14 protein-coding genes are annotated in these 23,141 nt (G+C 63.8%); 8 read left to right on the top strand and 6 right to left on the bottom strand.

Annotated features, from left to right (window positions below; genetic code table 11):
• Nucleotides 1–223 precede the first annotated feature (223 nt).
• From purT to BBA01S_RS43295, 3 genes are all read left to right on the top strand, one after another.
• Nucleotides 224–1,447: a formate-dependent phosphoribosylglycinamide formyltransferase gene (gene purT, locus BBA01S_RS29785; protein ID WP_027819648.1), complete on the top strand. Its 1,224-nt coding sequence runs from the start codon at nt 224–226 to the stop codon at nt 1,445–1,447.
• 171 nt (nt 1,448–1,618) lie between these two features.
• On the top strand, nt 1,619–1,807 hold the full coding sequence (locus BBA01S_RS43300) for a DUF6726 family protein (protein WP_042298106.1): 189 nt from the start codon (nt 1,619–1,621) through the stop codon (nt 1,805–1,807).
• Between the two features lie 52 nt (nt 1,808–1,859).
• The gene (locus tag BBA01S_RS43295) at nt 1,860–2,306 is read left to right on the top strand and encodes an MliC family protein (RefSeq protein WP_084162631.1); all 447 of its coding nucleotides are present in this window, start codon (nt 1,860–1,862) and stop codon (nt 2,304–2,306) included.
• Nucleotides 2,307–2,409: 103 nt separating this feature from the next.
• Here BBA01S_RS43295 and BBA01S_RS45320 read toward each other — a convergent pair whose 3' ends face one another.
• Together BBA01S_RS45320 and BBA01S_RS29765 are read right to left on the bottom strand one after the other, a co-directional pair.
• Nucleotides 2,410–6,270, bottom strand: coding sequence for a class I SAM-dependent methyltransferase (locus BBA01S_RS45320; protein WP_084162630.1), 3,861 nt, complete (start codon nt 6,268–6,270; stop codon nt 2,410–2,412).
• 85 nt (nt 6,271–6,355) lie between these two features.
• Nucleotides 6,356–7,573: a hypothetical protein gene (locus BBA01S_RS29765; protein WP_042298105.1), complete on the bottom strand. Its 1,218-nt coding sequence runs from the start codon at nt 7,571–7,573 to the stop codon at nt 6,356–6,358.
• A gap of 462 nt (nt 7,574–8,035) precedes the next feature.
• Here BBA01S_RS29765 and BBA01S_RS29760 point away from each other — a divergent pair, with 462 nt between their 5' ends.
• Both BBA01S_RS29760 and BBA01S_RS29750 read left to right on the top strand, forming a co-directional pair.
• On the top strand, nt 8,036–9,472 hold the full coding sequence (locus BBA01S_RS29760) for an aldehyde dehydrogenase family protein (protein ID WP_027819645.1): 1,437 nt from the start codon (nt 8,036–8,038) through the stop codon (nt 9,470–9,472).
• A gap of 508 nt (nt 9,473–9,980) precedes the next feature.
• Nucleotides 9,981–11,504 carry a DEAD/DEAH box helicase gene (locus BBA01S_RS29750; RefSeq protein ID WP_027819643.1) on the top strand — a complete coding sequence of 508 codons (1,524 nt, stop codon included), beginning with the start codon at nt 9,981–9,983 and terminating at the stop codon, nt 11,502–11,504.
• A 71-nt stretch (nt 11,505–11,575) separates the two neighbouring features.
• Here the strand turns inward: BBA01S_RS29750 and gluQRS are convergent, their stop codons facing one another.
• Nucleotides 11,576–12,505, bottom strand: a complete 930-nt coding sequence (gluQRS, locus tag BBA01S_RS29745; protein ID WP_027819642.1) for a tRNA glutamyl-Q(34) synthetase GluQRS — start codon at nt 12,503–12,505, stop codon at nt 11,576–11,578.
• Between the two features lie 7 nt (nt 12,506–12,512).
• Nucleotides 12,513–13,397, bottom strand: a complete 885-nt coding sequence (locus BBA01S_RS29740; protein ID WP_027819641.1) for a sulfurtransferase — start codon at nt 13,395–13,397, stop codon at nt 12,513–12,515.
• A gap of 272 nt (nt 13,398–13,669) precedes the next feature.
• On the opposite strand from BBA01S_RS29740, the gene dnaE reads away from it, so the two are divergent.
• Complete coding sequence (dnaE, locus tag BBA01S_RS29735) at nt 13,670–17,248, top strand: DNA polymerase III subunit alpha (RefSeq protein ID WP_027819640.1); 3,579 nt, start codon at nt 13,670–13,672, stop codon at nt 17,246–17,248.
• A gap of 85 nt (nt 17,249–17,333) precedes the next feature.
• On the opposite strand, the gene BBA01S_RS29730 is transcribed toward dnaE, so the two are convergent.
• Nucleotides 17,334–18,158, bottom strand: a complete 825-nt coding sequence (locus BBA01S_RS29730) for a glycosyltransferase family 2 protein (protein ID WP_042298104.1) — start codon at nt 18,156–18,158, stop codon at nt 17,334–17,336.
• A 416-nt stretch (nt 18,159–18,574) separates the two neighbouring features.
• On the opposite strand from BBA01S_RS29730, the gene msbA reads away from it, so the two are divergent.
• Entirely contained in the window at nt 18,575–20,329 is a 1,755-nt protein-coding gene (gene msbA / locus BBA01S_RS29725; RefSeq protein WP_407668346.1) for a lipid A export permease/ATP-binding protein MsbA, read from the top strand.
• Between the two features lie 126 nt (nt 20,330–20,455).
• Here the strand turns inward: msbA and BBA01S_RS29720 are convergent, their stop codons facing one another.
• Nucleotides 20,456–21,721: an O-antigen ligase family protein gene (locus BBA01S_RS29720; protein WP_042298103.1), complete on the bottom strand. Its 1,266-nt coding sequence runs from the start codon at nt 21,719–21,721 to the stop codon at nt 20,456–20,458.
• Between the two features lie 267 nt (nt 21,722–21,988).
• Between BBA01S_RS29720 and BBA01S_RS29715 the strand changes: the two genes are divergently transcribed.
• Nucleotides 21,989–23,074 carry a glycosyltransferase gene (locus tag BBA01S_RS29715; protein ID WP_027819636.1) on the top strand — a complete coding sequence of 362 codons (1,086 nt, stop codon included), beginning with the start codon at nt 21,989–21,991 and terminating at the stop codon, nt 23,072–23,074.
• Nucleotides 23,075–23,141 lie beyond the last annotated feature (67 nt).

Raw genomic sequence — 23,141 nt, 5'->3', positions numbered from 1 at the left:
GACGGCATGCGAGCGCAAACGTTCGCTAAATGGTGACTTCTTCACGCGATTGTTCACGCGATCGCGTGGCAAGCCCGGGCGACGCGCCGCTCTCGTATCGGCCGTCTGGCCAGGCAAGACGCATGGGTGCGCGTGTTAACATCGACGCTTTCTCGCATTCGTGCGTCATCCATGAAGCGCGCGCGCTTCATCGTCATTCTTTACCGTGATTTCTGGAGACATCATGCAGACCGGCCCCCGCATCGGCACGCCGCTTTCCGCTTCCGCCACCCGCGTCATGCTGCTCGGCGCTGGCGAGCTCGGCAAGGAAGTGATCATCGCGTTGCAGCGCCTTGGCGTTGAGGTGATCGCCGTCGACCGTTACGAGAACGCGCCCGGCCATCAGGTCGCGCATCGCGCGCACGTCATCGACATGGCCGATCCCAAGGCGCTGCGTGCGCTGATCGAAGCTGAACGCCCGCACCTGATCGTGCCGGAAATCGAGGCCATCGCCACGGATGCACTCGCCGCGGTCGAGTCCGAAGGCGTCGCCGAAGTCATCCCCACCGCGCGCGCCGCGCAGCTCACCATGAACCGCGAAGGCATTCGCCGCCTCGCTGCTGAGGAACTGGGCCTGCCGACTTCGCCGTACGCGTTTGCCGATTCGCTCGACGAACTCAAGGCCGGTATCGCCAAAGTCGGCTATCCGTGCGTGGTGAAGCCGGTGATGTCGTCGTCGGGCAAGGGCCAGTCGGTGCTGCGCAGCGACGCCGATGTCGAGCACGCCTGGCAATACGCGCTCGCGGGCGGCCGCGTGAACCATGGCCGCGTGATCGTCGAAGGCTTTATCGATTTCGAATACGAAATTACGCAGCTAACTGTGCGTGCAACGGATTCGGGCAGCGGCCAGGTGCAGACGTATTACTGCGACCCGATTGGCCACAAGCAGGTGGACGGCGACTACGTCGAGTCCTGGCAGCCGCAGCCGATGAGCGCGAAGGCGCTCGAGCGCTCGCGCGAGATCGCCCACAAGGTGACCGAGGCGCTGGGCGGGCGCGGCCTGTTCGGCGTCGAGCTGTTCGTGCGCGGCGACGAAGTGTGGTTCTCGGAAGTCAGCCCGCGTCCGCACGACACGGGTCTCGTCACGCTGGCGTCGCAACGCTTTTCGGAGTTCGAGCTGCACGCGCGCGCGATTCTCGGCCTGCCCGTCGATACGACGGCGCGCGGCCCGGGCGCGTCGGCGGTGATTTATGGCGGCATGGACGCGCGCGGCATCGCGTTTGAAGGCGTCGCCGATGCGCTGGCCGTGCCGGGCGCGGATCTGCGCCTGTTCGGCAAGCCGGAAAGCTTTGTGAAGCGCCGCATGGGCGTGGCGCTCGCGACGGGCGCGGATCTCGAAGAAGCGCGCGCCCGCGCCCGGGCCGCTGCTGCGGCGGTGCGTCCGGTGGCGGGTGACGCGTCGAAGTAAGCGCATACGCGCGCAGCTTGATCCCGCTTAAGCTGCGCGCGCCGTGTCCAGCCGATAATCGCGCGCTCAGCCGGCGCGCGCTTGTTGCATGCTTGCAGCACGCATGCAGCATGTAAAAGGCGCGGCCGGGGTATTGCGGGTTATCGTGTCGGCAGAGGCCGGGAGGCAGGTATGTGCGGATCGCAGGTGTTTCGTCTGGCGTGCTGGATCGGCGTGTTGTCGCTGGCCGGGGCGCTGTCGGGTTGCGGGCTGGCGGCCGCGCCTTGCCGGGTTGCGTCGGCGGGGCTGAAGATCGTGCCGCTCGTGGGTCACGTCGCGGCGGCACCGACCGATGCTTGCGCCGATGTGATCGATCCGTGACCGGTGCCTCCCGGTGCCTCGTCCCGCAGACATGCCACGCCAGGAGAACGCCATGATCGACGCCCGCGCCGGCGCACGCTCTTTCTTCACTTTCCGCTCTTTCCTGTCACGCCAATGCCGCACGCTTGCGTTCATCGGCGTGCTCGCGGCCATCGCCGCACCCTCCGCACCCGTTGCGCACGCGGCATCCGCCAATGGCGGCCCGCTCGATGTCCGCGACATCCACGTCCAGTCTCGTCATACCTTCAGCTACACCTGCGCCGACGGCAAGACCTTCAAGGTCAGCTATCTCAACGCGGCCAACGGGCAGAGCTTCGCGCTCGTGCCGGTCGAGGGCCGCAAGCTGCTGCTCGTCGGCGTGGTGGCGGCGTCGGGCGTGAAGTATGTCGGCGACCGCTACGTCTGGTGGACTAAAGGCCCCAGCGGCGATCTCTACGACACCATGGCCGACCCTAACTCGAAACCCATCGTCGCGGGCTGCGCGACGATTATGCGGTAGGGCTCCAAACAGGCGCTGCCCATTGCTTGAGCGGCAGCGATGCGAGGAGTACCTTCAATTGGGGCCGGGCGATGACCTGGTCCGTTCATCCGGCAAGACTTCGTCAGTCGCAGATCTCAGGAGTGATCGGGCTGAGCATGCGTCCCCGCTGTACCGGATCGAGTAGCGCGAACCAGCCGTTCGGCCACATCGCATGGGTGAATGCGTCCCAAAGCACGGCGCGATCGGCAGACGGTGCGGGTACCTCGATGAGCGACGTGGTTGCAGCATGCCCACTCGCATCGACACGATGAGGAAATGTGCCAAGAACGGCGGCTTCCTCGGCATCAGGACTCGACAGCAGACGGGTCCATGCCAGCCCAATCAGCGGGCGGAAATCCCAGTCATGCGTCGCACGCGGCAACATATCGAGCGCATCGTCGATGAACTGCCTGCATGCATCGTGCGCCGCCTGCAGGAATTCACGTTGTTCCGGTGAATAGGACTCTCCCGCCGTCACTGGCAGGATCTTGTCGGTGCTTTCATCATGACGAACGTCGATGTAAGTCGGGTGGTTCGCGCTAATCAGCACTTCCATCAGCGACAGCGATGCGCCAAGAATGTCCTGCGGACGCTCCTGCGAAGGAAGTACGAATGGCGAGTCGGCGCGTTGCGCATCTTCCCGGTCAAAGAAGTATGCGTGCGATTTGATCGACTCTGGGATCGCAGTATTGGCGCGAGAATTCAGCCCGAAAAAGAGCGCCCTGCAATCGACCATGGGGTTGATCTTTTCGAGCATGCTTCTGAGCGGCTGCATCATGCTGCCGGCCCAGCCAAGATCGACCATTGCGACGCGAGTGGCGTGGCCGACGTCGGCGTTCTGCTCGTAATAGGTGCGCAGAATGTCCTCACGCTCCCTGGTGCGACTGAGCGTGAGTGGCGCGAAGTGGCGCACCAGCGTGAGCAGGCGTTGATGAATTACGCCATATTCGCGAGTGAAGTCCGTGTTTGCTGCGATTGGCTGGTGAGCGTCGCCGAACCCCAGGCGATCAGCGTGAATCTTTACGTCCTCATACGTCAGCTGGAAGACGTCAAGATACTCGTCGAGCGTCGTATCCTTGGTGAAGCCTATGTGTCGGGCAACCTTGACTATGTCGTCCTCTGTCTCGAACGACGTGCAGTAGAGCAGGCGCCGGGACGCCGCCACGTAGCGCGAGCTACAAAGCGAGCTGTCGCGTGCGCGCAGGCGCTCGTATGCAATCGATGGCAGATAGCCGTCGCGCGCCAGGAATAGTACTCGGTCCAGCTTCGCCTCTCTAGCATGTTGCGCGATCCACGCCGCGAAACCGAGCACGGTTGGGCCGAGCACCTCATAACCGATATGCCGCGCCAGTCGGCTGCGAGAGTCGAGTTGTGACGCTTCGACGCGCGCGCGGTGCAGGTGTGCGAGCCCGACCGCGACGGACGTTGCGACGTTATCGATGTGCAGTTTCGACGTGTCGATAAGCTGCAACGCGTAGGGCAGTGCCGCGACTGGATCGCGATAGTGCATCGCGCGCCAGCCCGCGCGTTCGGCGTGAACCTTGTCCGAATTGAAGTTGTCGCCGATGTGCAGAATCTTGCTGCCGTCAACGCCACAGCGCGTTGCGACAATCTCGAAGAGCTTCTCTTCCCACTTACCGGCCGAATGCTCACAGGACACGAACACATCTGTATGAGGGAAGCCTTCGCGCACGAGAATCTCGCGCAGGAAGTCAGACGGCAAATACATATCGCTCACGAAGATTACGCGCTTGCCCTTTGCGAGAGCAGCGTTCGCCATTGCCAGGATCGTCGGATTGGCGGCCAGCGCTTTGCGTTCCTCATCCATTTCTGCAAGCATGAACGATTGCGCCTCATTCCTGCCCATCCCGAGGAACTCGACTACGACTTCATAGATCGCCTCAAGATCTATTTCCAGCGAGCCCTTTTGTGCAAGGCCGCGTTTTCGTGCCTCCCGCTCAGCCCAAAAGCGGATATCTGCGTACTGATATGGCAACTCCGCAAGCGTCTTGTCGAATCGCTCGCCGAGCAAATCGAAAATCGTGGTTGGATGCATCGTGCGCCGGTAGAGCGCAGTGTCGAAGATGTCAAAGGACACGATCTCGATGGTGTCAAGCTGCGCGTGGAATGGCTCGGCGCTGAACGTGTGATCCGGGGCACGAAGCGGTGGTACGTATGGGATCGGCAGGCTGGACGGCACGTCTCCGTAAGTCTGCTGGGATAGGCTCCAATTGCGCTTCGGCTGGCGAAGCTGGTGCGCTGGGCGTTCGTTGAGATTTTCGATGAAGTGGGTGAGCGGTGCCGTCTGTTGCTCTTCCAGCTCAGGGTGGTGCGACAGATACCAGCTCACATCGAAGAGCGGATGAGGATTACGGTGCTCACGCCAGCCGTGCTGCGTGAAGTGGGTGTACGGATCCATGCCGGCTGCGGCGACATCGGGATATTCCAGCTGATACCACTCAGGATCGAACCAGCGCATAAGCTCGACCGTCATCTCGTGGGTGGGATAGACCGGATTGGTCAATGGCGTAATGCTTGCGCTCGGGATTGTCGTCTGTACTGTGGCGTTTTTTCTACGCTGCTCAAGAAAGCGCAAACGTGCCGCCGTGCGATGCGGTGTCGCGAGCCAGAACACGCTTTTTGCGATGCGCCTGAGCATCAGCCGTCCGCCCGGCGAAAATCTGGCGAAAGCCTTGCGCAGCGGCCGGGTTGCTCGCCAGATGGTGCTCGATTCGTAGCTGGCGTTCCGGATTTCGAGGTTGGCACAGTGGACTTCCAGTCTTGTCGCGTGGTCTTGCGTGCTGACTTTCAGATTGTGCGCTTCGGCGAGTTGCTGGCGCGTGTGCGTCAGCTCTTCCCGAAGTCGCTCACGTTCTGTTTCGGATCTGACTGCGGTCGAATGCAGATGTTTTAGCTCTGCCTCGAACTCGGTCTCGGTTTTCTGGGACTCGTGAACTGCAGCGAGTTCATGCTCGAGCTGCGTGGCGCGAGCCACCTGTTCGGCGAGCGCCACATGTGTTTGCTGTGCCCGCTCGGTCGATCGAGCCAACTGCAATTCGAGATCGGCGGCTCTTTTCGATTGTGAGATGTTTTGCCGAGCCACATCGGTGGCCCGGGCATCCAGCATTTCCTGACGTTTTGCTGTTTCACGCGCCTGTGCCTCTAGCACCGAGACCTGGTTGCGCAATTGACTCGCATCGTTCGCGTTTATAACCATCTGCGCATACGTTTCCTTGAGAACCGCGCGCTGGGTCACATGCTGGCCGAGCTGTGAATAGGTGCGACGTACTTTGGACGCCGTGGTGCTGTCGCATGCAAGTAACGCCTTGATGTTAGGCGAGAGGTCTGTGCCGACCCCGAGCACGCCCAGTCCGTGGCCATGGAAAAATTCGAAGTTCGGAAACTTCGGAGTGAGTTCCTGCCAGAGTTTCCAGACGCCGAATTCGTGTTTGCGAACGTTGATGTCGTGAAGCAGTACGATTCCGCGATCAGACATTTTCGGTAGCCACGTCGAAAAATCTTCCAGTACATCTTCGTAGCCGTGACGGCCGTCAATGTGCAGCAGGTCGATTTCGCCGTCGGAAAAGCAGGGTAATGCCTCATCGAAGCGCATTCTCATCAAGCGCGAGAAACTCGAATACGATTTCTCGTTGTTTATGTTGAGTTGATCGAACACTTCGTTGCCATAGAACCCGGCATGATCGTCGCCGACCCACGTATCGACCGCGAAGCAGCGTGTGGGCAGATTCAACGCCAGCACGGCCTGGCAAAACGCAAGATACGAAAAGCCGAAGTGAGAACCAAGTTCGACAAATACGCGCGGTTTAACCGCCTGGGTAATCCAGAATGCAAAAGGGGCGTGTTCGAGCCACGCTGAACTGAATATTTGATCAGGAACCCATAGTGATTCGGGGGTGGTGAATTCGAGAGGGTGGTGATTCATTATCTTCTCTGGCTGCGCGCCGTTGGCGCGCGTTGTGCGGAGCCGTACATGCTCCGGTACCGGTGAATACTTGTCTGAGGTACGGTCAGATATATTCGATGTTGCGCGGCTTGCGAATTCCGCTAATCACGTTGCACATTTGATCGAGATTGTTGGCGGAGATAGGTTGAGTAAAGATTGATCTCTTGATAAACGGAAAATCGCTTTTATAGAGCACATCCCAAAGTTCGACAGTGGGATTTGTGATGCCGCGATTGCGCACGAGATCATTGCGCCATTCGGACGCGGAGTAGCAGTCCGCGGCTTGCAGGACTTCGGCATATCGCCATCCGGCAGCCATGGGTACGCCGTGGCGGCTCATCCATCGCGAAAAGCCCATCTCCTGGCTGTTTATGACACACCATTTGTCGTTGTGATGACGGTACGCGTCCCAGAATCCGGTCCAGGCATCGGTCTGAACGACCTGCGCGCCGCAATAAATGAAAAACGACTGAAGGTGCCAGTCATGCAGCAGACTGTCGATTGCGCCGGTAACGTGTGATGCGTCTGCTCGCGCGCGAGCGAGTAAGTCGTCGAGTCCGTGGCCGGTGTAAACGACGCTGTCGTTTGCCATGAGAATCGGGCTGTCGGGATACGCGTCCCTGATAGATTTCACGCCGATGAAATAGAGCCCCCAATCGTAGGCGCGATTGGTGGTGGTGACGACACGCCATACGCGCGAGTGCAGGGCTTGCATCGCGTGCGACTGCAGTCTTGCGCTGTTTGTGAGAAACACGATGCTAAAACCGCGTTTCTTCAGCGCGTCGAGATAGTCAAGTACGTAGGGCTGAACCTGGGCAGCTTTATCGAAGTGCACGAATAGACATATTTCCTGCCCGGCAGCAGGGGCGTTGCCAACGATCTCGTCTTGCACGACGATCTGACCTTCTTCATACCGACGGCGCTCTCGGCGCGAGAAACGCGCTTCCTGACCAAGCGTGCGAAAGAGTTCGGTGCGCCACGCATCGGGATTCGCAATACGCCAGCCGTGCGTCTCGTGCCACTGCTTCGTCGAAAAAAGCGGGTTGGGATCGCGTGGCGATTCCTTACGCTGCCTGCAGAAGTGTTCCAGGCAGGACATTCCCTCGGGAATCTCAGCTGCGTAACGGTTACGGTAGAAGGCCGTGTCGAACAGGATATTGGGTCCGACTTTTTCCTGGTGTTCAAGGCATTCGGCAACGGAAAGGGATGCGTCGCCGCAGGCTTGCCGAATCCACGAAAGATCCAGTAACGGGTGTGGGCTGTCGATATCAACGATCTGCATAGCTCTCAACCTGGTCGCGTCGTTAGCCGGCGTTCCAGTCGATAGGGGTGAATTTGAATTTCGCGCTGCGCTAGAAGGGCGAATCGACGCTACGTTATGCGAATTCGGCGGGTATTTTGGTCAAATGATGTCAATACTTTGGCTTTATTGACCGAAAGCGATGGAGTGCGAAGAAGGCCGGTGTCGCTGAAACTTTTCGGCCCGAATACAAACGGGTTGCTGTGTCGACACAGCTTTAGACGATTTCATGCGCGCGATGATTGAAAATAGGGCTGGATTATTGGGCGCGGCGCCATCGGAGTCTTGTCCGTGTGGTTGTGACAAACTAGCGCAATTGACGCGATAAGCAGGCACCCAACCTCGCGTACGGGCGCGCACCTTGCGCGTTCGTGCACTGCACGAATATCGGCGCGGCGTGACCGGTTCGGCATGGCGCGCCGCGTCTTTTGCGGAGAACGCGTCATGCTCAAACCGACTTATCCCTACTACCTGGCGAACGAAGCCGTCGCCGCCAACACCGATCTCGACGTCACCGACAAATACAGCGGCGAGGTCGCCACGCGCGTCGCGCTGGCCGACGCAAAGGCGATCGACAAAGCCATCGCCGCCGCCGAGGCCGCCATGCCCGCGCTGCGGGCGTTCCCGCCGTTCAAGCGCCAGGCCGTGATCGACCATTGCGTCGCGCGCTTTCGCGAGCGCTTCGACGAGCTGGCGATGGCGTTGTGCATCGAGGCCGGCAAGCCGATCAACGACGCGCGCGGCGAAGTCACGCGGCTGATCGACACCTTCCGCGTGGCTTCCGGGGAAAGCGTGCGCATCGATGGCGAGATCGTGAACCTGGAAATCTCGCCGCGCGCGAAGGGCTATCACGGTTACGTCAAACGCGTGCCGATCGGGCCGTGTTCGTTTATTTCGCCATTCAATTTCCCGCTGAACCTGGCCGCGCACAAGGTCGCGCCCGCGCTGGCCGCGGGCGTGCCTTTCGTGCTCAAGCCCGCGAGCCGCACGCCGGTCGGCGCGCTCATCATCGGCGAGATCCTCGCCGAAACCGACCTGCCGAAGGGCGCGTTCTCGATCCTGCCCGCGCACCGCGACGGCGCGGATCTTTTCACCACCGACGAGCGCTTCAAGCTGCTGTCGTTCACGGGTTCGCCAGCGGTCGGCTGGGATCTCAAGGCGAAGGCCGGCAAGAAGAAGGTCGTGCTGGAACTGGGCGGCAACGCGGCCGCCATCGTCGACGCCGATCAGGGCGCCAAGCTCGACTACGTGGTGGAGCGCCTCGCGTTCGGCGCGTATTACCAGTCGGGGCAGAGCTGCATCGGCGTGCAGCGCATTCTCGTGCACGCCTCGCTCTACGACGCGCTGCGCGACAAGCTGATTGCCAAGGTCAAGACGCTGAAAATGGGCGATCCGAAGGACGAGAAGACTTTCGTCGGGCCGATGATTTCCGGATCCGAATCGAAGCGCCTCGCGGGCTGGATGGAGAGCGCGGTGCTGGCGGGCGCGAAAATCATCGCGGGCGGCAAGGTCGACGGCGCGATGTTCGAGGCCACGCTGCTGGAGGACGTGGGGCGCGGCACCGATCTTTATCGGCGCGAGGCATTCGGGCCGGTGGCGATCCTGGAGCGTTTCGACGATTTCGGGCAGGCGCTGGATATCGTGAACAACAGCGACTTCGGCCTGCAGGCGGGCGTGTTCACCGATTCGCTCGCCAATGCGCATCGCGCGTGGGACGGGCTCGACGTGGGCGGCGTGGTCATCAACGATATTCCGTCATTTCGCGTCGATAACATGCCGTATGGCGGCGTGAAGGATTCGGGGCTGGGCCGCGAGGGCGTGCGCTACGCCATCGAGGACATGACCGAGCTGCGGCTCATGGTGATGCGCGAAACGTGGTGAATGCTGAACGCGGCGCTTCGAACCTCTACGCCCGAACAAGGCAAAGGGAGAAAGGGCCCGACCAGAAGCGCCGCGCCGTTGCAGAAGGCCGCCCTTGGGGCCATAGGGATTTATGCCGAGGTGCTACAATACCGGCCTTTCGCCGGATTGCGCCTGCGCAACGCCGGTGACACCGAAGCGGCCATGCAACAGGGTGCGAGCGCCTGTCCGGGCCCAAGCATCGGCGAGTAAATAAGGGAACGAGCCACGGTGAACCCACCGGGTGAGTCGAGCGAAGCGGGTCGAGCGCGGCAGCATGCCGGCGCACCCCGTGCCAGAGCGCTCCTGTCCGCGCAAGCGGCCCGTTCCACAAGCTGTCCGCCACGACCGGCGCTGCCGGTCGCCGTGGGCAATCCCGGCAGAACCAGGCTGCGCCATGCAGCGTCTGCCAGCACCACCGCAGTCCCGCAGTGATTATTTGAGGCGCATGGCGCCTCGTGCGCCTAGCGCCTTTATAGCGAAACCCACCATGTCCGACACCGACGTCAAGCCCAGCACTGCGACCTTCGATCAGTTCGGCCTCGCGCCCGACATCCTCAAGGCGATCCAGGAGCAGGGCTACACGACGCCCACGCCGATTCAGGCGCAGGCCATTCCCGTGGTCCTCACGGGCCGTGACGTGATGGGCGCCGCCCAGACCGGCACCGGCAAGACGGCGAGCTTCTCGCTGCCGATCCTGCAACGCCTGCTGCCGATGGCGAGCACGAGCGCATCGCCCGCCCGCCATCCGGTGCGCGCGCTGATCCTCACGCCTACGCGCGAACTCGCCGACCAGGTCGCCAACAACGTGCGCACCTACGCTCAGCACACGGCGCTGCGCAGCGCCGTGGTGTTCGGCGGCGTCGACATGAATCCGCAGTCGGAAGAGCTGCGCCGCGGCGTCGAAATCCTGATCGCGACGCCGGGCCGCCTGCTCGACCACGTCCAGCAGAAGACCACGAACCTCGGCCAGGTGCAGATGCTCGTGCTCGACGAAGCCGACCGCATGCTGGACATGGGCTTCCTGCCGGATCTCCAGCGCATCCTGAACCTGCTGCCGAAGGAGCGTCAGACGCTGCTGTTCTCGGCGACGTTCTCGGCGGAAATCAAGAAGCTGGCCGCCACGTACCTGCGCACGCCGCAGACCATCGAAGTCGCGCGCAGCAACTCGACGAACGCGAACGTCACGCAGATCGTTTATGAAGTCGCCGAAGGCGACAAGACCGGCGCGGTCGTGCAACTGATCCGTTCGCGCGGCCTGAAGCAGGTGATCGTGTTCTGCAACAGCAAGATCGGCGCAAGCCGTCTCGCGCGCCAGATCGAGAAGGCCGGCATCGTCGCCGCCGCGATTCACGGCGACCGTTCGCAGAACGAGCGTATGCAGGCGCTGGAAGCCTTCAAGCGCGGCGAGATCGAGGCGCTGGTCGCCACCGACGTCGCCGCGCGCGGTCTCGACATCGCCGAACTGCCGGCCGTCATCAACTTCGACCTGCCGTTCAACGCCGAAGACTACGTGCACCGCATCGGCCGTACGGGCCGCGCGGGCGCGACCGGTGACGCGCTGTCGCTGTGCAGCCCGAACGAGAAGAAGCAGCTGGCCGATATCGAGAAGCTCATCAAGCGTCCGCTGACGGTCGAGCATCTGGTCGTCGATGCGCCGGTGGCGCATCACGAAGGTGGCAGCCGCCGCCGCGAGCGCGATGGTCACGAGGGCCGTGAAAGCCGCGAAGCTCGGGGTGAACGCAGCGAGCGCGGTGAACGTGGTGAGCGTGCCGAGCGCGGCCATCGCCGCACGGGCAGCTTCGAGCGCCCGCACCACCATCGTTCGCAGCCGGTCGACGACTTCTTCCTGAAGCCGTACGAGCCGTCGGCGGCCGCGCGCAACAAGGCCGAAGACAACAAGCCCGAGCAGGCCGCCGCGCCGCAGAAGTCGTCGAAGCAGCCGCTGGCCGCGCTGCTCGGCGGTCTGGGTTCGTCGTGGCGTAACAAGCCGACTCCGTCTTCGTCGTCGTAATCAGACGGCCTGGATGTGAAAACGGCGTGCGGGTTTTAACCCGGCACGCCGTTTTTTTTCGTCTGCGTTTTTTATGCGGGCAGGTGCGTGAGACGCCGTTTCCAGGCTTCGATCGCATCGGCCTGAAACGCGACGAGCGAGGCGGGCGTGGGGTCGCGCAGATCGAGCCCCAGATGCTTCGCTGCGGCCAGCAGGGCGTCCAGCGGACGCGAGGCGTCGAGCGGCTGCGCGCCAGTCTGCTTCGAGAGCTTTTCACCCTCGGCGTTGGTGACGACCGGGACGTGCAGGTACGTCGGCGTCGGCACGTTCAGGCACTGTTGCAGCCAGATCTGCCGCGCCGTGGAATCGAGCAGGTCGGCGCCACGCACGATGTGGGTGATGTCTTGCGCGGCGTCGTCCACGACCACGGCCAGTTGATAGGCCCATTGGCCGTCGGCGCGCAGCAGCACGAAATCGCCGACCTCGTTGGCCAGATCCTGTTGCTGCGGGCCTTGCCAGCGATCGTCGAAGCGGATCAGCGCCGGGTTGTCCGCGCCCTGCGCCGCGTGCGCGAGATCGTCCGGCACGCGCAGCCGCCACGCGCGCGCGGTCTTGCCGTGCAGGCCGTCGCGGCAGGTGCCGGGATAGATCAGCGTGGTGTTGCGCCGGTGCGCGTGCAATTGCGAATCGGCGATTTCCTTGCGGGTGCAGCCGCACGGGTAGACGTGGCCTGATGCGATCAGCGCATCGAGCGCCTCGCGGTACAGGCCGATGCGCGCGCTTTGCCACACGGGCGGCTCGTCGGCGTGAAAGCCGAAGTGTTCGAGCGTCGCGAGGATGTCCTGGGCGGCGCCAGGCACGGTGCGTGGGCCGTCGATATCCTCGACGCGCACGAGCCACGCGCCGTCATGCGCGCGTGCATCGAGCCAGCTCGCGAGCGCCGAAACGAGCGAGCCGAAATGCAAAGGGCCGGTGGGCGAGGGCGCGAAGCGCCCGCGATAGCGGCTGGCGGGTGCGCTCACGCCGGAGTTACGCGGCGTGCGCTGCCGTCGTTGCGTCCGTGCCCTGCTCGCGCGCCGGGTGGCACGCCGGGCAGCTCTTGCCCACTTCATAGAGCGGCGATGCCTGCTCGGCGGCCGTCACGACGGCGCGGCACGCGAAGCACTGCACCGTGTCCGTCGGCTCCAGCTGCGGATTGAGCGCGGTGCGCTGGTCGAACACGAAACAGTCGCCGTTGTAATGCGCGCCGCCCACTTCCTCGAAATACTTCAGGATGCCGCCTTCGAGCTGGTAGACGTTTTCGATCCCCACTTCCTTCATGTGGATCGCGGCCTTTTCGCAGCGGATGCCGCCGGTGCAGAACGACACCACCGTCTTGCCTTCGAGATCGGCGCGGTTCGCCTCGATCACGCCGGGGAATTCGCTGAATTTGGTCAGGCGGTAGTCGAGCGCCTTGTCGAAGGTGCCGACATCGATTTCGAAGTCGTTGCGCGTGTCGAGCATCACGACCGGGCGGCCTGCGTCGTCGAAGCCGCGATCGAGCCATTCCTTGAGCACGACCGGCGCGACCGAGGGCGCGCGGCCTTCTTCGGGACGGATCGCGGGCTTCTTCATCGTGATGATTTCGCGCTTCAGGCGCACGAGCATGCGATTGAACGGGCGATCCTCGGAAAAGCTTTCCTTGAACTGAAGCGTGGCGAACTTGCCTTCGAAAAGCGGGTCGGTACGCACGAATTCCATGAAGGCGCGCACGTTCGGCTCGTCGCCGGCGACGAACAGGTTGATGCCTTCGGGCGCGAGCAGGATCGTGCCCCGCAAATCGAGTTCATTGCAGCGCGCGAGCACGAGCGGACGCCATTCGGCGGTCTTCTCAAGTGTCGCGAACTGGTAGGAGGAAAGGTTGAGGATACGCATGGCCAACAAACACTCAAAGCTGATTCGGACGGGCCCGCAGTCAGTGAGGCGGGCGCAATCCGCTATTATCCCTCAAGCGGGCGGCGAGTCGCCTGCAACGCGTTGACTCGCCTGCCGCAGTGTCGCGCGGCGCTGACGGCGCGCAAGCTTGCGCGCCGCTTCTGCTCGGGTTCTGCACCAGTTCTGCACCGATCGCGCGCACCCGTTTGCCCACGCCAAAACCGCCTTGCCCGCGCCGCCGGCGGCAAAATTCGCCGGGTCGTAGAGGTACAATGACGCCCATGTCAGATCCCCGCTTCGTCCATCTCCGCGTCCACTCCGAATTCTCGATTGCCGACGGCATCGTGCGCCTCGACGACCTCGTCAAGGCGGCGGCCAAAGACGGCCAGGGCGCGCTCGCGCTCACCGACCTCGGCAACGCATTCGGCCTCGTTCGTTTTTATTCGGAAGCCCGTGGCAAAGGGGTCAAACCCATTGCCGGCTGCGACGTCTGGATCATGAATCCGGACGACCGCGACAAACCTTCGCGCCTCCTGCTGCTCGTGAAGGACAAGGTCGGTTACCTGAATCTCTGCGAACTGCTGTCCAAAGCGTGGCTCACGAATCAATATCGTGGCCGTGCGGAAGTCGACGTCGCGTGGCTCGAAGCCGGTCTCGGCGAAGGGCTGCTGGCGATCTCGGGCGCGCAGCTGGGCGACGTGGGCCTCGCGCTCGCGGCGGGCAACGCCGAAAGCGCAAAGCGCCATGCGCAGCGCTGGGCCACGCTGTTCCCGAACGGTTACTACATCGAACTGCAACGCTGCGGCCAGCCCGGCAGCGAGCAATACATCGAGCAGGCTGTCGCGCTCGCGGCGGAACTGCAACTGCCGGTGGTCGCCACGCACCCGATGCAGTTCATGACGCACGAGGAATACACGGCGCACGAAGCGCGCGTGTGTATCTCGGAAGGCGACATCCTCGCGAATCCGCGCCGCCAGAAGCGCTTCACGACCGACCAGCGTTTTCGCACCCAGGACGAAATGGCCGCGCTGTTCGCGGACATTCCCTCGGCGCTTGCGAACACCATCGAAATCGCCCGGCGCTGCAACCTGACGCTCGAACTCGGCAAGCCCAAGCTGCCGCTGTTCCCGACGCCCGATGGCATGTCGCTCGACGACTACCTCGTGCAGCTGTCGAAGGAAGGGCTGGAAAGCCGCCTCGTTCAGCTCTATCCGAATGAAGCCGAGCGCGAGAACGAACGCGCGCGCTACAACGAGCGGCTGGAATTCGAGTGCGGAACCATCATCAAGATGGGCTTCCCGGGCTACTTCCTGATCGTTGCGGACTTCATTAACTGGGCCAAGAACAACGGCGTGCCGGTGGGCCCTGGCCGGGGTTCGGGCGCGGGCTCGCTGGTCGCGTACGCGCTCGGGATTACCGATCTCGACCCGCTGCGCTACAACCTGCTGTTCGAGCGTTTCCTGAATCCGGAACGCGTCTCGATGCCCGACTTCGACATCGACTTCTGCCAGCACGGGCGCGACCGCGTCATTCAGTACGTGAAGGACAAGTACGGCGCCGATGCGGTGTCGCAGATCGCCACCTTCGGCACGATGGCGGCGAAGGCGGCGGTGCGCGACATCGGCCGCGTGCTCGATCTCGGCTACAACTTCACGGACGGCGTGGCCAAGCTGATTCCGTTCAAGCCGGGCAAGCACGTCACCATCGCCGACGCGATGAAGGAAGAGCCGCTGCTGCAGGAGCGCTACGACAACGAAGACGAAGTGCACCAGCTGCTCGACCTCGCGCAGCTCGTGGAAGGTCTCACGCGTAACGTCGGCATGCACGCGGGCGGCGTGCTGATCGCGCCGGGCAAGCTCACGGACTTCTGCCCGCTCTACACCCAGGGCGACGAAAGCGGCGTCGTGAGCCAGTACGACAAGGACGACGTGGAAGCCGTCGGCCTCGTGAAGTTCGACTTTCTGGGTCTGACGACGCTGACGATTCTCGACTGGGCCGAGCGCTATATCCGCATGCTCGATCCGTCGAAGAAGGACTGGTCGCTCGCGCAGGTGCCGCTCGACGACGCGCCGTCGTTCCAGATTCTCAAGAAAGCGAATACGGTCGCCGTGTTCCAGCTGGAAAGCCGCGGCATGCAGGGCATGCTGAAGGACGCGCAGCCCGACCGCTTCGAAGACATCATCGCGCTGGTGGCGTTGTATCGTCCGGGCCCGATGGATCTGATCCCGAGCTTCTGCGCGCGTAAGCACGGCCGCGAAGTGGTGGAGTATCCCGATCCGCGCGTCGAACCTGTCCTGAAAGAGACCTACGGCATCATGGTCTACCAGGAGCAGGTGATGCAGATGGCGCAGATCATCGGCGGCTACTCGCTGGGCGGCGCCGACTTGCTGCGCCGCGCGATGGGCAAGAAAAAGCCCGAGGAAATGGCCAAGCACCGCGAGATCTTCGCGGAAGGCGCGGCGAAGAACGGCCTCACGCGCGAGAAAGCCGACGAAACCTTCGACTTGATGGAAAAGTTCGCGGGCTACGGCTTCAACAAGTCGCACGCGGCTGCGTACGCCTTGCTCGCGTATCACACGGCGTGGCTCAAGGCGCACCATCCGGCCGAATTCATGGCGGCGAATATGTCGCTCGCCATGGATGACACCGACAAGGTCAAGATCCTCTTTGAAGATTGCGCGACCAATAACCTCAAGGTGCTGCCGCCGGACGTCAACGCGTCGGCGTATCGCTTCGAGCCGGTCGCCGATCAACACGTCGCGGAAGGCAAGCGCTCGCGCACGATCCGCTACGGTCTGGGCGCGATCAAGGGCAGCGGCCAGAACGCCATCGAAGAAATCCTGCGCGCGCGCAAGGAAGGTGGCCTGTTCAAGGATCTGTTCGACTTCTGCGAGCGCATCGACCGTCGGATGGTGAACCGCCGCACGATCGAAGCGATGATCCGCGCGGGCGCGTTCGACACGATTCATGCGAATCGCGCGCAATTGATCGCGTCCGTGCCGATGGCGATGGAAGCTGCCGATCAAGCCAGCGCCAACGCGATGCAGGCTGGTCTGTTCGATATGGGCGATGCGCCGCTGGCCGCGCACGAACTCGTCGACGAACCGGCGTGGGAGGAAAAGCGCAAGCTCCAGGAAGAGAAGGGCGCGCTGGGCTTCTATCTGTCGGGGCACCTGTTCGATGCCTACAAGGACGAAGTGCGCCGCTTCGTGCGCCAGAAGATCGGCGAACTGAAGGAAGGCCGCGACAAGCTGGTGGCGGGCGTGATCGCTTCGCTGCGCACGCAGATGACCCAGCGCGGCAAGATGCTGATTGCGCTGCTCGACGACGGCACCGGCCAGTGCGAAGTGACGGTGTTCAACGAGCAGTACGAGGCGCACAAGGCGCTGTTCAAGGAAGACGAGCTGCTGGTCGTGCAGGGCGGCGCGCGCAACGACGCGTTCACGGGCGGCATCCGTTTTACCGTGGACACGGTGATGGATCTTGAGCGCGCGCGCAGCCGCTACGCGCAGGCCGTGAAGGTGCAGATGAACGGCAACGCCGACGCGGCGTCGCTGCGCTCGGTGCTCGAAGCGCATCGTGCGAAGCCCGATGATTCGCTGCCCGCGCCGGTGGTCGAGACGCGTGGGCGCGGCGGGCGCGATGGCGGTGGTGGCTTTGGCGGCGGTCGTGGCCGCGAGCGCGAGCAGGTCGTGATTCCGAACGGTCTCGCGGTGCAGATCGTGTATCGCAACGAACGCGCGCAAGGCGAAGTGCGTCTGGGCGACGCGTGGCGCGTGAAGCCCACCGACGATCTGCTGGCCGCGTTGCGCGGCGAGTTCGCGGGCAGTGCCATCGAGATCGTGTACTAAGCGATCTATTGCGAGCGACAAGGCAAAACGGGCGACCTCAGTGAGGTCGCCCGTTTTTCATTTGAAGCTAGCCCAGCGCAGCGGCTTAACGCTTCTTCGCCACCTTGCCGTCGCGCGTGAGCAGGGCGAGCTTGGCGTAGCGGTAGTACGTCGTTTCGGCGTTGTTGATCGCGAGCATCAGCCCTTCGGCGCCGTCGAGGAAACCCGCGCGTATCACCCAGGTGCGGAAAAACGCCCAGAAACCCTTGCCGAGCGCCTTGGCGAGCGACGAGCGCTTGCCCGCTTCGGCCATCGTCAGCGCGCCCGCGCTCGAATAGGCGTTGGTCTTCTCCAGCGCCTCGTGCAGGTCGGGCATCGAGATATGGATGATCGGGCCGTCGAGCTTGCCGATCGTGCCCTCGATTTCCAGGTGCGTGTGCGTGCGCACGTCGGTGAAGCGTGCGCTGCCGCGCCGGAACAGGCGCTCGATGCGGTCGGGCCACCAGCCCGAGTGGTTCATGAAGCGTCCGCAGAAACTGGAGCGGCGCGGCGTGCTGAAGGCGTTGTGCGGCGTGCCTTGCGCGAGGATCGCGGCGATTTCGGTGCGCAGTTCGGGGCTCAGGCGCTCGTCGGCGTCGAGGCAGATGACCCAGTCGCCGCGCGCCTCAACGAGTGCGCGGTTCTTTTGCGGGCCATCGCCCGGCCAGTCGGTTTCGAACACGCGTGCGCCGAGCTGGCGGCAGAGTTCGGGTGTGCCGTCGGTGCTGCCGGAATCGAACACGATGGTTTCCATCGCGAGCCCGCGCACCGATTCGAGACACTCGCCGATGTCGTGCGCCTCGTTCATCGCCACCACGATCACGGAAAGCGTGGCGGGCGGCGTGCCGCGGGCTGCGGAGCCTGGGCGTGTCGGGGAAAGTCCGTCGGACATGAGTGGACGCCTGTTCTGATTCTTGATGTGAACACGCAGGCGGCGAACCGGTGCGGTTGCGCGCGCATGGCGTGTCTGTCGAAGTGCGATTGAGCGCCTATCGATCGATTATGGACGGTGTATTGCTCAACCTGGCGGACCAGGCGCGCAGAGGTGCGTATTCTAGACCATGCGCATCAGGTAACCGACCGGAAGGCGCGGGAAGATGGCGGAAGAAGCGGGAAGGCCCCGCAAGCAGCAGAAAGCACACTGCCGGCAGCCCGTCTGACGGATCGAGTGGGCCGCCGCGCCGACCGTATACAATGCGTACCGCGCTGCCGCAGCGTCATCCCGACGCCGCCGCGCCCGTTTTCAGAACACGCTTTCCAGAGGATTCCTTGAGCGAGCAGCCCCGACAATCCACCCTCAGCAAGCCGATCGGCGCTGGCGAGGCCTCGAACCCCGGCTCGGTCGGCCGCAGGCTGTGGCCCTATCTCAAGCCGCTCATCTGGGTGGCGATCGGCGCGGTCGCCACGCTGGCGATCGTGGCCGCGACCGAGGCCGGCATTCCCGCGCTGCTCAAGCCGCTGCTCGACCACGGTTTCGGCACCAAGGGCAGCCCGAACGCCACGTGGATCGTGCCGGTTGCCGTGATCGGCCTGTCGCTCGTGCGCGGCCTCGCGCAGTACGCGTCCGGCTACCTGTTGCAGTACGTCTCGAACAAGATCCTGCTCGACCTGCGCCTGAAGATGTTCGAGCGCATGATCCACGCGAGCGTCGGCTTCTTCCAGCGCGAGACGGCCAGCACGGTCATCAACGCCATCGTGTTCGAGGTCAACCAGATCCTGAACGTGCTGATGTCGGTGCTGGTGACCGCCGTGCGCGACTCGCTCACGGTGGTCTTCCTGCTCGGCTACCTGTTCATCCTCAACTGGCGTCTCACGCTGATCGTGGCGGTGCTGCTGCCGGCGATCGGCTGGCTCGTCAGCAAGATCAACCGCCGCCTGCGCCGCCTGAACCGCGACTACCAGATGCTCACCAACGACCTGTCGTACATCGTCGAAGAGACGGTGGGCGGCTACAAGGTCGTCAAGGTGCACAACGGCGAGCAGTACGAAATCAACCGCTTCACCGAACTGAGCAAGCGCCTGCGCGGCTACCAGATGCGCATGACGGTTTCCGGCGGTCTTGCCCAGCCGATCACGCAGTTCCTCGCTTCGATCGCGCTCGCGGTCGTCGTGACGATTGCCGTGGTGCAGGCTTCGCACGACCAGACCACGGTGGGCGGCTTTGTCTCCTTCGTCACGGCGATGCTGCTCGTGATCTCGCCGCTCAAGCACCTGATCGACGTGAACCAGCCGCTGCAACGCGGCATGACGGCCGCCGAGCTGATCTTCGGCCTGATCGACGAGCCCGTCGAGCCGGCTGGCGGCGGCAAGCCGCTTGAGCGCGCACGGGGCGAAATCGAGTTCCGCAACGTCTCGTTCGCCTATGGGCCGGAAGGGCGTCCGATTCTCGAAAGCGTGCATTTCACGGCCGCACCGGGCGAGATGATCGCGCTGGCGGGCCCGTCGGGCAGCGGCAAGACCACGCTCGTGAACCTGCTGCCGCGCTTTTTCGATCCGAGCGGCGGCCAGATTCTCGTCGATGGCGTGCCGGTGTCCGAGTACGACATCCACGCGCTGCGCAGCCAGATCGCGCTGGTCAGCCAGGACGTGACGCTCTTCAACGACACGGTGGCGAACAATGTCGCCTACGGCGAGACCGCCGACCTCGAACGCGTCGAACGCGCGCTGCGCGCCGCCAATCTGTGGGACACCATCGCGGCGCTGCCCGAAGGCGTCAACACGCTGGTGGGCGACAACGGTATGAAACTGTCGGGCGGCCAGCGCCAGCGTCTGGCAATCGCGCGCGCGATCTACAAGGACGCGCCGATCCTGATTCTCGACGAAGCGACCTCGGCGCTGGATTCGGAGTCGGAGCGCCACGTGCAGGCGGCGCTGGAAACGCTGATGAAGGGCCGCACCACGCTCGTGATCGCGCACCGCCTGTCGACCATCGAGCGTGCCGACCGCATCCTCGTGATGGAAGCAGGGCGTATCGTCGAGCGCGGTTCGCACCAGCAACTGCTGGAGCAGCGCGGGCTGTACGCGCATCTGCATCAGATCCAGTTCCAGCAGAGCGCGGCTTAAGTTCCACTGCTGGCGGCCTTCAAGGCCGCTGCGCAAAGGTGCAAACAAAGACAAACGGCCCATCGCGCGAGACGCGATGGGCCGTTTTTTTATCGGTTACCGAAATAGCGGCAGATCGGCGATGGATCAGATTCCGCTGGCGATCTCGCGGCGGCGCGACACGATGGTCGCAAGGAACGTCGCCGTAAGCAGCGAGATCAGCACCATGACCTGGATCGGCACCAGCACGTCGATCGTGAGGCCGAACAGGATCGTGCTGAGCGACACGGCCAGCCCGCTGCACGCGGCCGTGCGGATCACCGAATCGGCGTCGCGGCGCGCGCGCCAGAAGTACACCGAAGTGCCGAAGTAGATCGTGAGCAGGCTCAGCGCGCCGATGGCGCCCATTTCGGCGATGGCCGAGAAGAAGTCGCTGTGCGCGCGTTCGTTGACGATGGCCTGGGCGGCTTCGCCATGCTGCGCGAGATCGCCCAGCGCGGCTTCCAGGCGGCCCTTGCCGACGCCGTAGACCGGATGGCGCTCGAACAGGCGAATCGATGCGCTCCAGAGTTGCAGGCGCAGGCCGGTCGAGGTGTCCTTGTCGCCGCGCTGCATGAGCGAGACGTCGGAGGTGGCGTCCGCGATACGGTGCTGGATGCGCTCGGTCGAGAGCAGCGCGCCGCCCGCCACCGCCACCAGCGCGATCGCCACGACCACGCGCTTCCAGTGCGTGAACCAGCCGTATTGGACGCCCAGCAGGAACATGAAGACGGGAATCGCGATCCAGCCGCCGCGCGTGCCCGAGAGATAGGAGACGAAGCCGCCCGCAAGCAGCGCCGCGAGCTTGACGACGAGCGCGAGCGGCCGCGCCTTGCGATCCCAGCCGAACGTGAAAACCGCGAGGAAGGCGAACAGCAGGGCGGTATCGCCGAACGGAATCGCGTTCGTGTAGTAGTTGTTCAGGCGCTCTGCGTCGCTCCAGCCGCCCACGGGGCGATCGACGAACACCCAGGCGCTGGCGGCGAGCGCACCAAGTGCACAGCCCCAGCCGACGGCGGTGAGATTGCGCGAGGGCACGCGGCTAAGCAGCAGGAAAACCGGCAGGGCGAGCGCGAAGCGCGAGAGCGCGTCGAACTGATGCGGCGCCCAATAGCCCATCAAGGCCTGCTGGCTCACGATCACGACGAGCGGCACGAGCATCGCCGCCGTGTACCAGCCGTATTCGCGCCACGGCGTGAAATAGCCAGGCAGGCGACGGTTGGCGTAAAGGCCCCAGAGGGCGAACGCCAGCAGCAGGAAAAAGCAGTAGCCCGTGCCGCCGCGCCAGACCAGGTTGGTCGCCGGGCCAAGCACCAGCAGCAGGGAGACGATTGGGGCCAGACGGCGAGGGAGGGTCGTTGTTTCGTGATTCATGTCGGCCGGCGCAAATCGGACGGGCAGTCAATTTGTTATGTCGATGTAGCCGGTGAGCGCGATATCGACGCTGCACGGCCAGGGATGGACGCTTTAATGCCCAAAGCTCGCCGATTATACCGGAGGCCCCTTGCCCCAAACGGGTTCGGCGGGGCTGCGCGCGGGCAGGGCTGTTACTGCGGCTTTCCTTCGGCGTCGTGCAGAAGTGGGGCTATATAATCGGCGCACGCAGCTTTCTGCACAGAAAATTTACAAGTCGGACAGGTCATGAAGGTTGGTATTTCCGCGAACGCGCTCAAGCACAGCGGCGGGCTGGAACGTTATGCGATGGATCTCGTCCAGGGGCTGGCTGCGCGTCGCCTGCGCCCGGCATTCTTCGCGCGCAAGTTCGACCCGTCGCTCGCCGAATACGCGCTCGTCGAGCCGCACCGCATCAACGTCTCGCTGTTGCCGGGCAAGCTGCGCGACAGCTGGTTCTCGTGGCGCCTGGCCGCGCTGCGCAGGCGCTCGGGCGTCGACGTGCTGATCGGCTGCAATCGGGTCGACTCGTCGGAAATCGCGATTTGCGGCGGCACCCACCGTGGCTTCCTGCGCGCGACGGGCCGCCCGACGCGCGGTTCCGACCGGCGCCAGATCGAGCTGGAAAGCCGTCAATATGCGCAATCGCGCGTGATCGTCGCGCATTCTGCACTCATGCGCGAGGAACTCCTCGAACTCTACGGCGTGGACGACGCGAAGATCCGCGTGCTGTGCCCGCCTGTCGACGGCGCGCGCTTTTCGCCCGTCGGGGACGCCGAGCGCGCGAAACTGCGCCAGCAATATGGCTTCGGCGAGCACGAAACGGTCTTGCTGTTTCCGTCGAGCAGCCACGAGCGCAAGGGCCTTCCGCTGATCCAGACCGTCGTAGAGGCATTCGACTTGCCGATCGTGGTGGCCGTGGCGGGGCGTCCGCCCGAGCGCGTGAGCGAGCGGGTGCGCTACATCGGTTACGTCAAGGATCTGGAGAACGCCTATCGCGCGGCGGACTACACGATCCTCGCGTCGAAGTACGAGCCGTTCGGCCTGGTCGGCATCGAATCGGTGATGTGCGGCACGCCGGTGATTTTCTCGTCGAATATCGGCTGCTGCGACGCCATCGCGGACGACGCTAAATACGTGTTCCGTCCCGATGACGCCGCCGATCTGCGCCGCACGCTCGAAGCGGCGCTCGCCGCGCGCGGCCGGCGCATTGTCGGCAATGCGGACGCTGGCCTGCATCCGGCGATCCGCTACGACGCCAGCGTGACGGCCCATGTCGACGCGCTGCTTGGCCTCGCGAGCGAGATCGTTGCGTCGCGCGCTGCTTCACTTTAATTCCCCGCCGCGCCCGCCCGCGCGCGGGCGCTGCTTCTTCCGACCCTCCGCAAACGCCCGTCCCACG

The sequence above is a fragment of the Paraburkholderia bannensis NBRC 103871 genome (assembly GCF_000685015.1).
In the GTDB taxonomy this organism is placed as follows: domain Bacteria; phylum Pseudomonadota; class Gammaproteobacteria; order Burkholderiales; family Burkholderiaceae; genus Paraburkholderia; species Paraburkholderia bannensis.
The sequence above is the reverse complement of the archived record's forward strand: the minus strand, read 5'-3'. Positions and strand labels throughout refer to the sequence as shown.

Coding starts and splice junctions, on each gene's coding strand:
- BBA01S_RS29740 (WP_027819641.1), bottom strand. CDS start 13,397: ATGCGTATCCTCAACCTTTCCTCCTACCAGTTCGCGACACTTGAGAAG.
- BBA01S_RS29730 (WP_042298104.1), bottom strand. CDS start 18,158: ATGTCCGACGGACTTTCCCCGACACGCCCAGGCTCCGCAGCCCGCGGC.
- BBA01S_RS29765 (WP_042298105.1), bottom strand. CDS start 7,573: ATGCAGATCGTTGATATCGACAGCCCACACCCGTTACTGGATCTTTCG.
- BBA01S_RS43295 (WP_084162631.1), top strand. CDS start 1,860: ATGATCGACGCCCGCGCCGGCGCACGCTCTTTCTTCACTTTCCGCTCT.
- BBA01S_RS29720 (WP_042298103.1), bottom strand. CDS start 21,721: ATGAATCACGAAACAACGACCCTCCCTCGCCGTCTGGCCCCAATCGTC.
- BBA01S_RS29760 (WP_027819645.1), top strand. CDS start 8,036: ATGCTCAAACCGACTTATCCCTACTACCTGGCGAACGAAGCCGTCGCC.
- BBA01S_RS29750 (WP_027819643.1), top strand. CDS start 9,981: ATGTCCGACACCGACGTCAAGCCCAGCACTGCGACCTTCGATCAGTTC.
- purT (WP_027819648.1), top strand. CDS start 224: ATGCAGACCGGCCCCCGCATCGGCACGCCGCTTTCCGCTTCCGCCACC.
- BBA01S_RS29715 (WP_027819636.1), top strand. CDS start 21,989: ATGAAGGTTGGTATTTCCGCGAACGCGCTCAAGCACAGCGGCGGGCTG.
- BBA01S_RS43300 (WP_042298106.1), top strand. CDS start 1,619: ATGTGCGGATCGCAGGTGTTTCGTCTGGCGTGCTGGATCGGCGTGTTG.
- dnaE (WP_027819640.1), top strand. CDS start 13,670: ATGACGCCCATGTCAGATCCCCGCTTCGTCCATCTCCGCGTCCACTCC.
- BBA01S_RS45320 (WP_084162630.1), bottom strand. CDS start 6,270: ATGAATCACCACCCTCTCGAATTCACCACCCCCGAATCACTATGGGTT.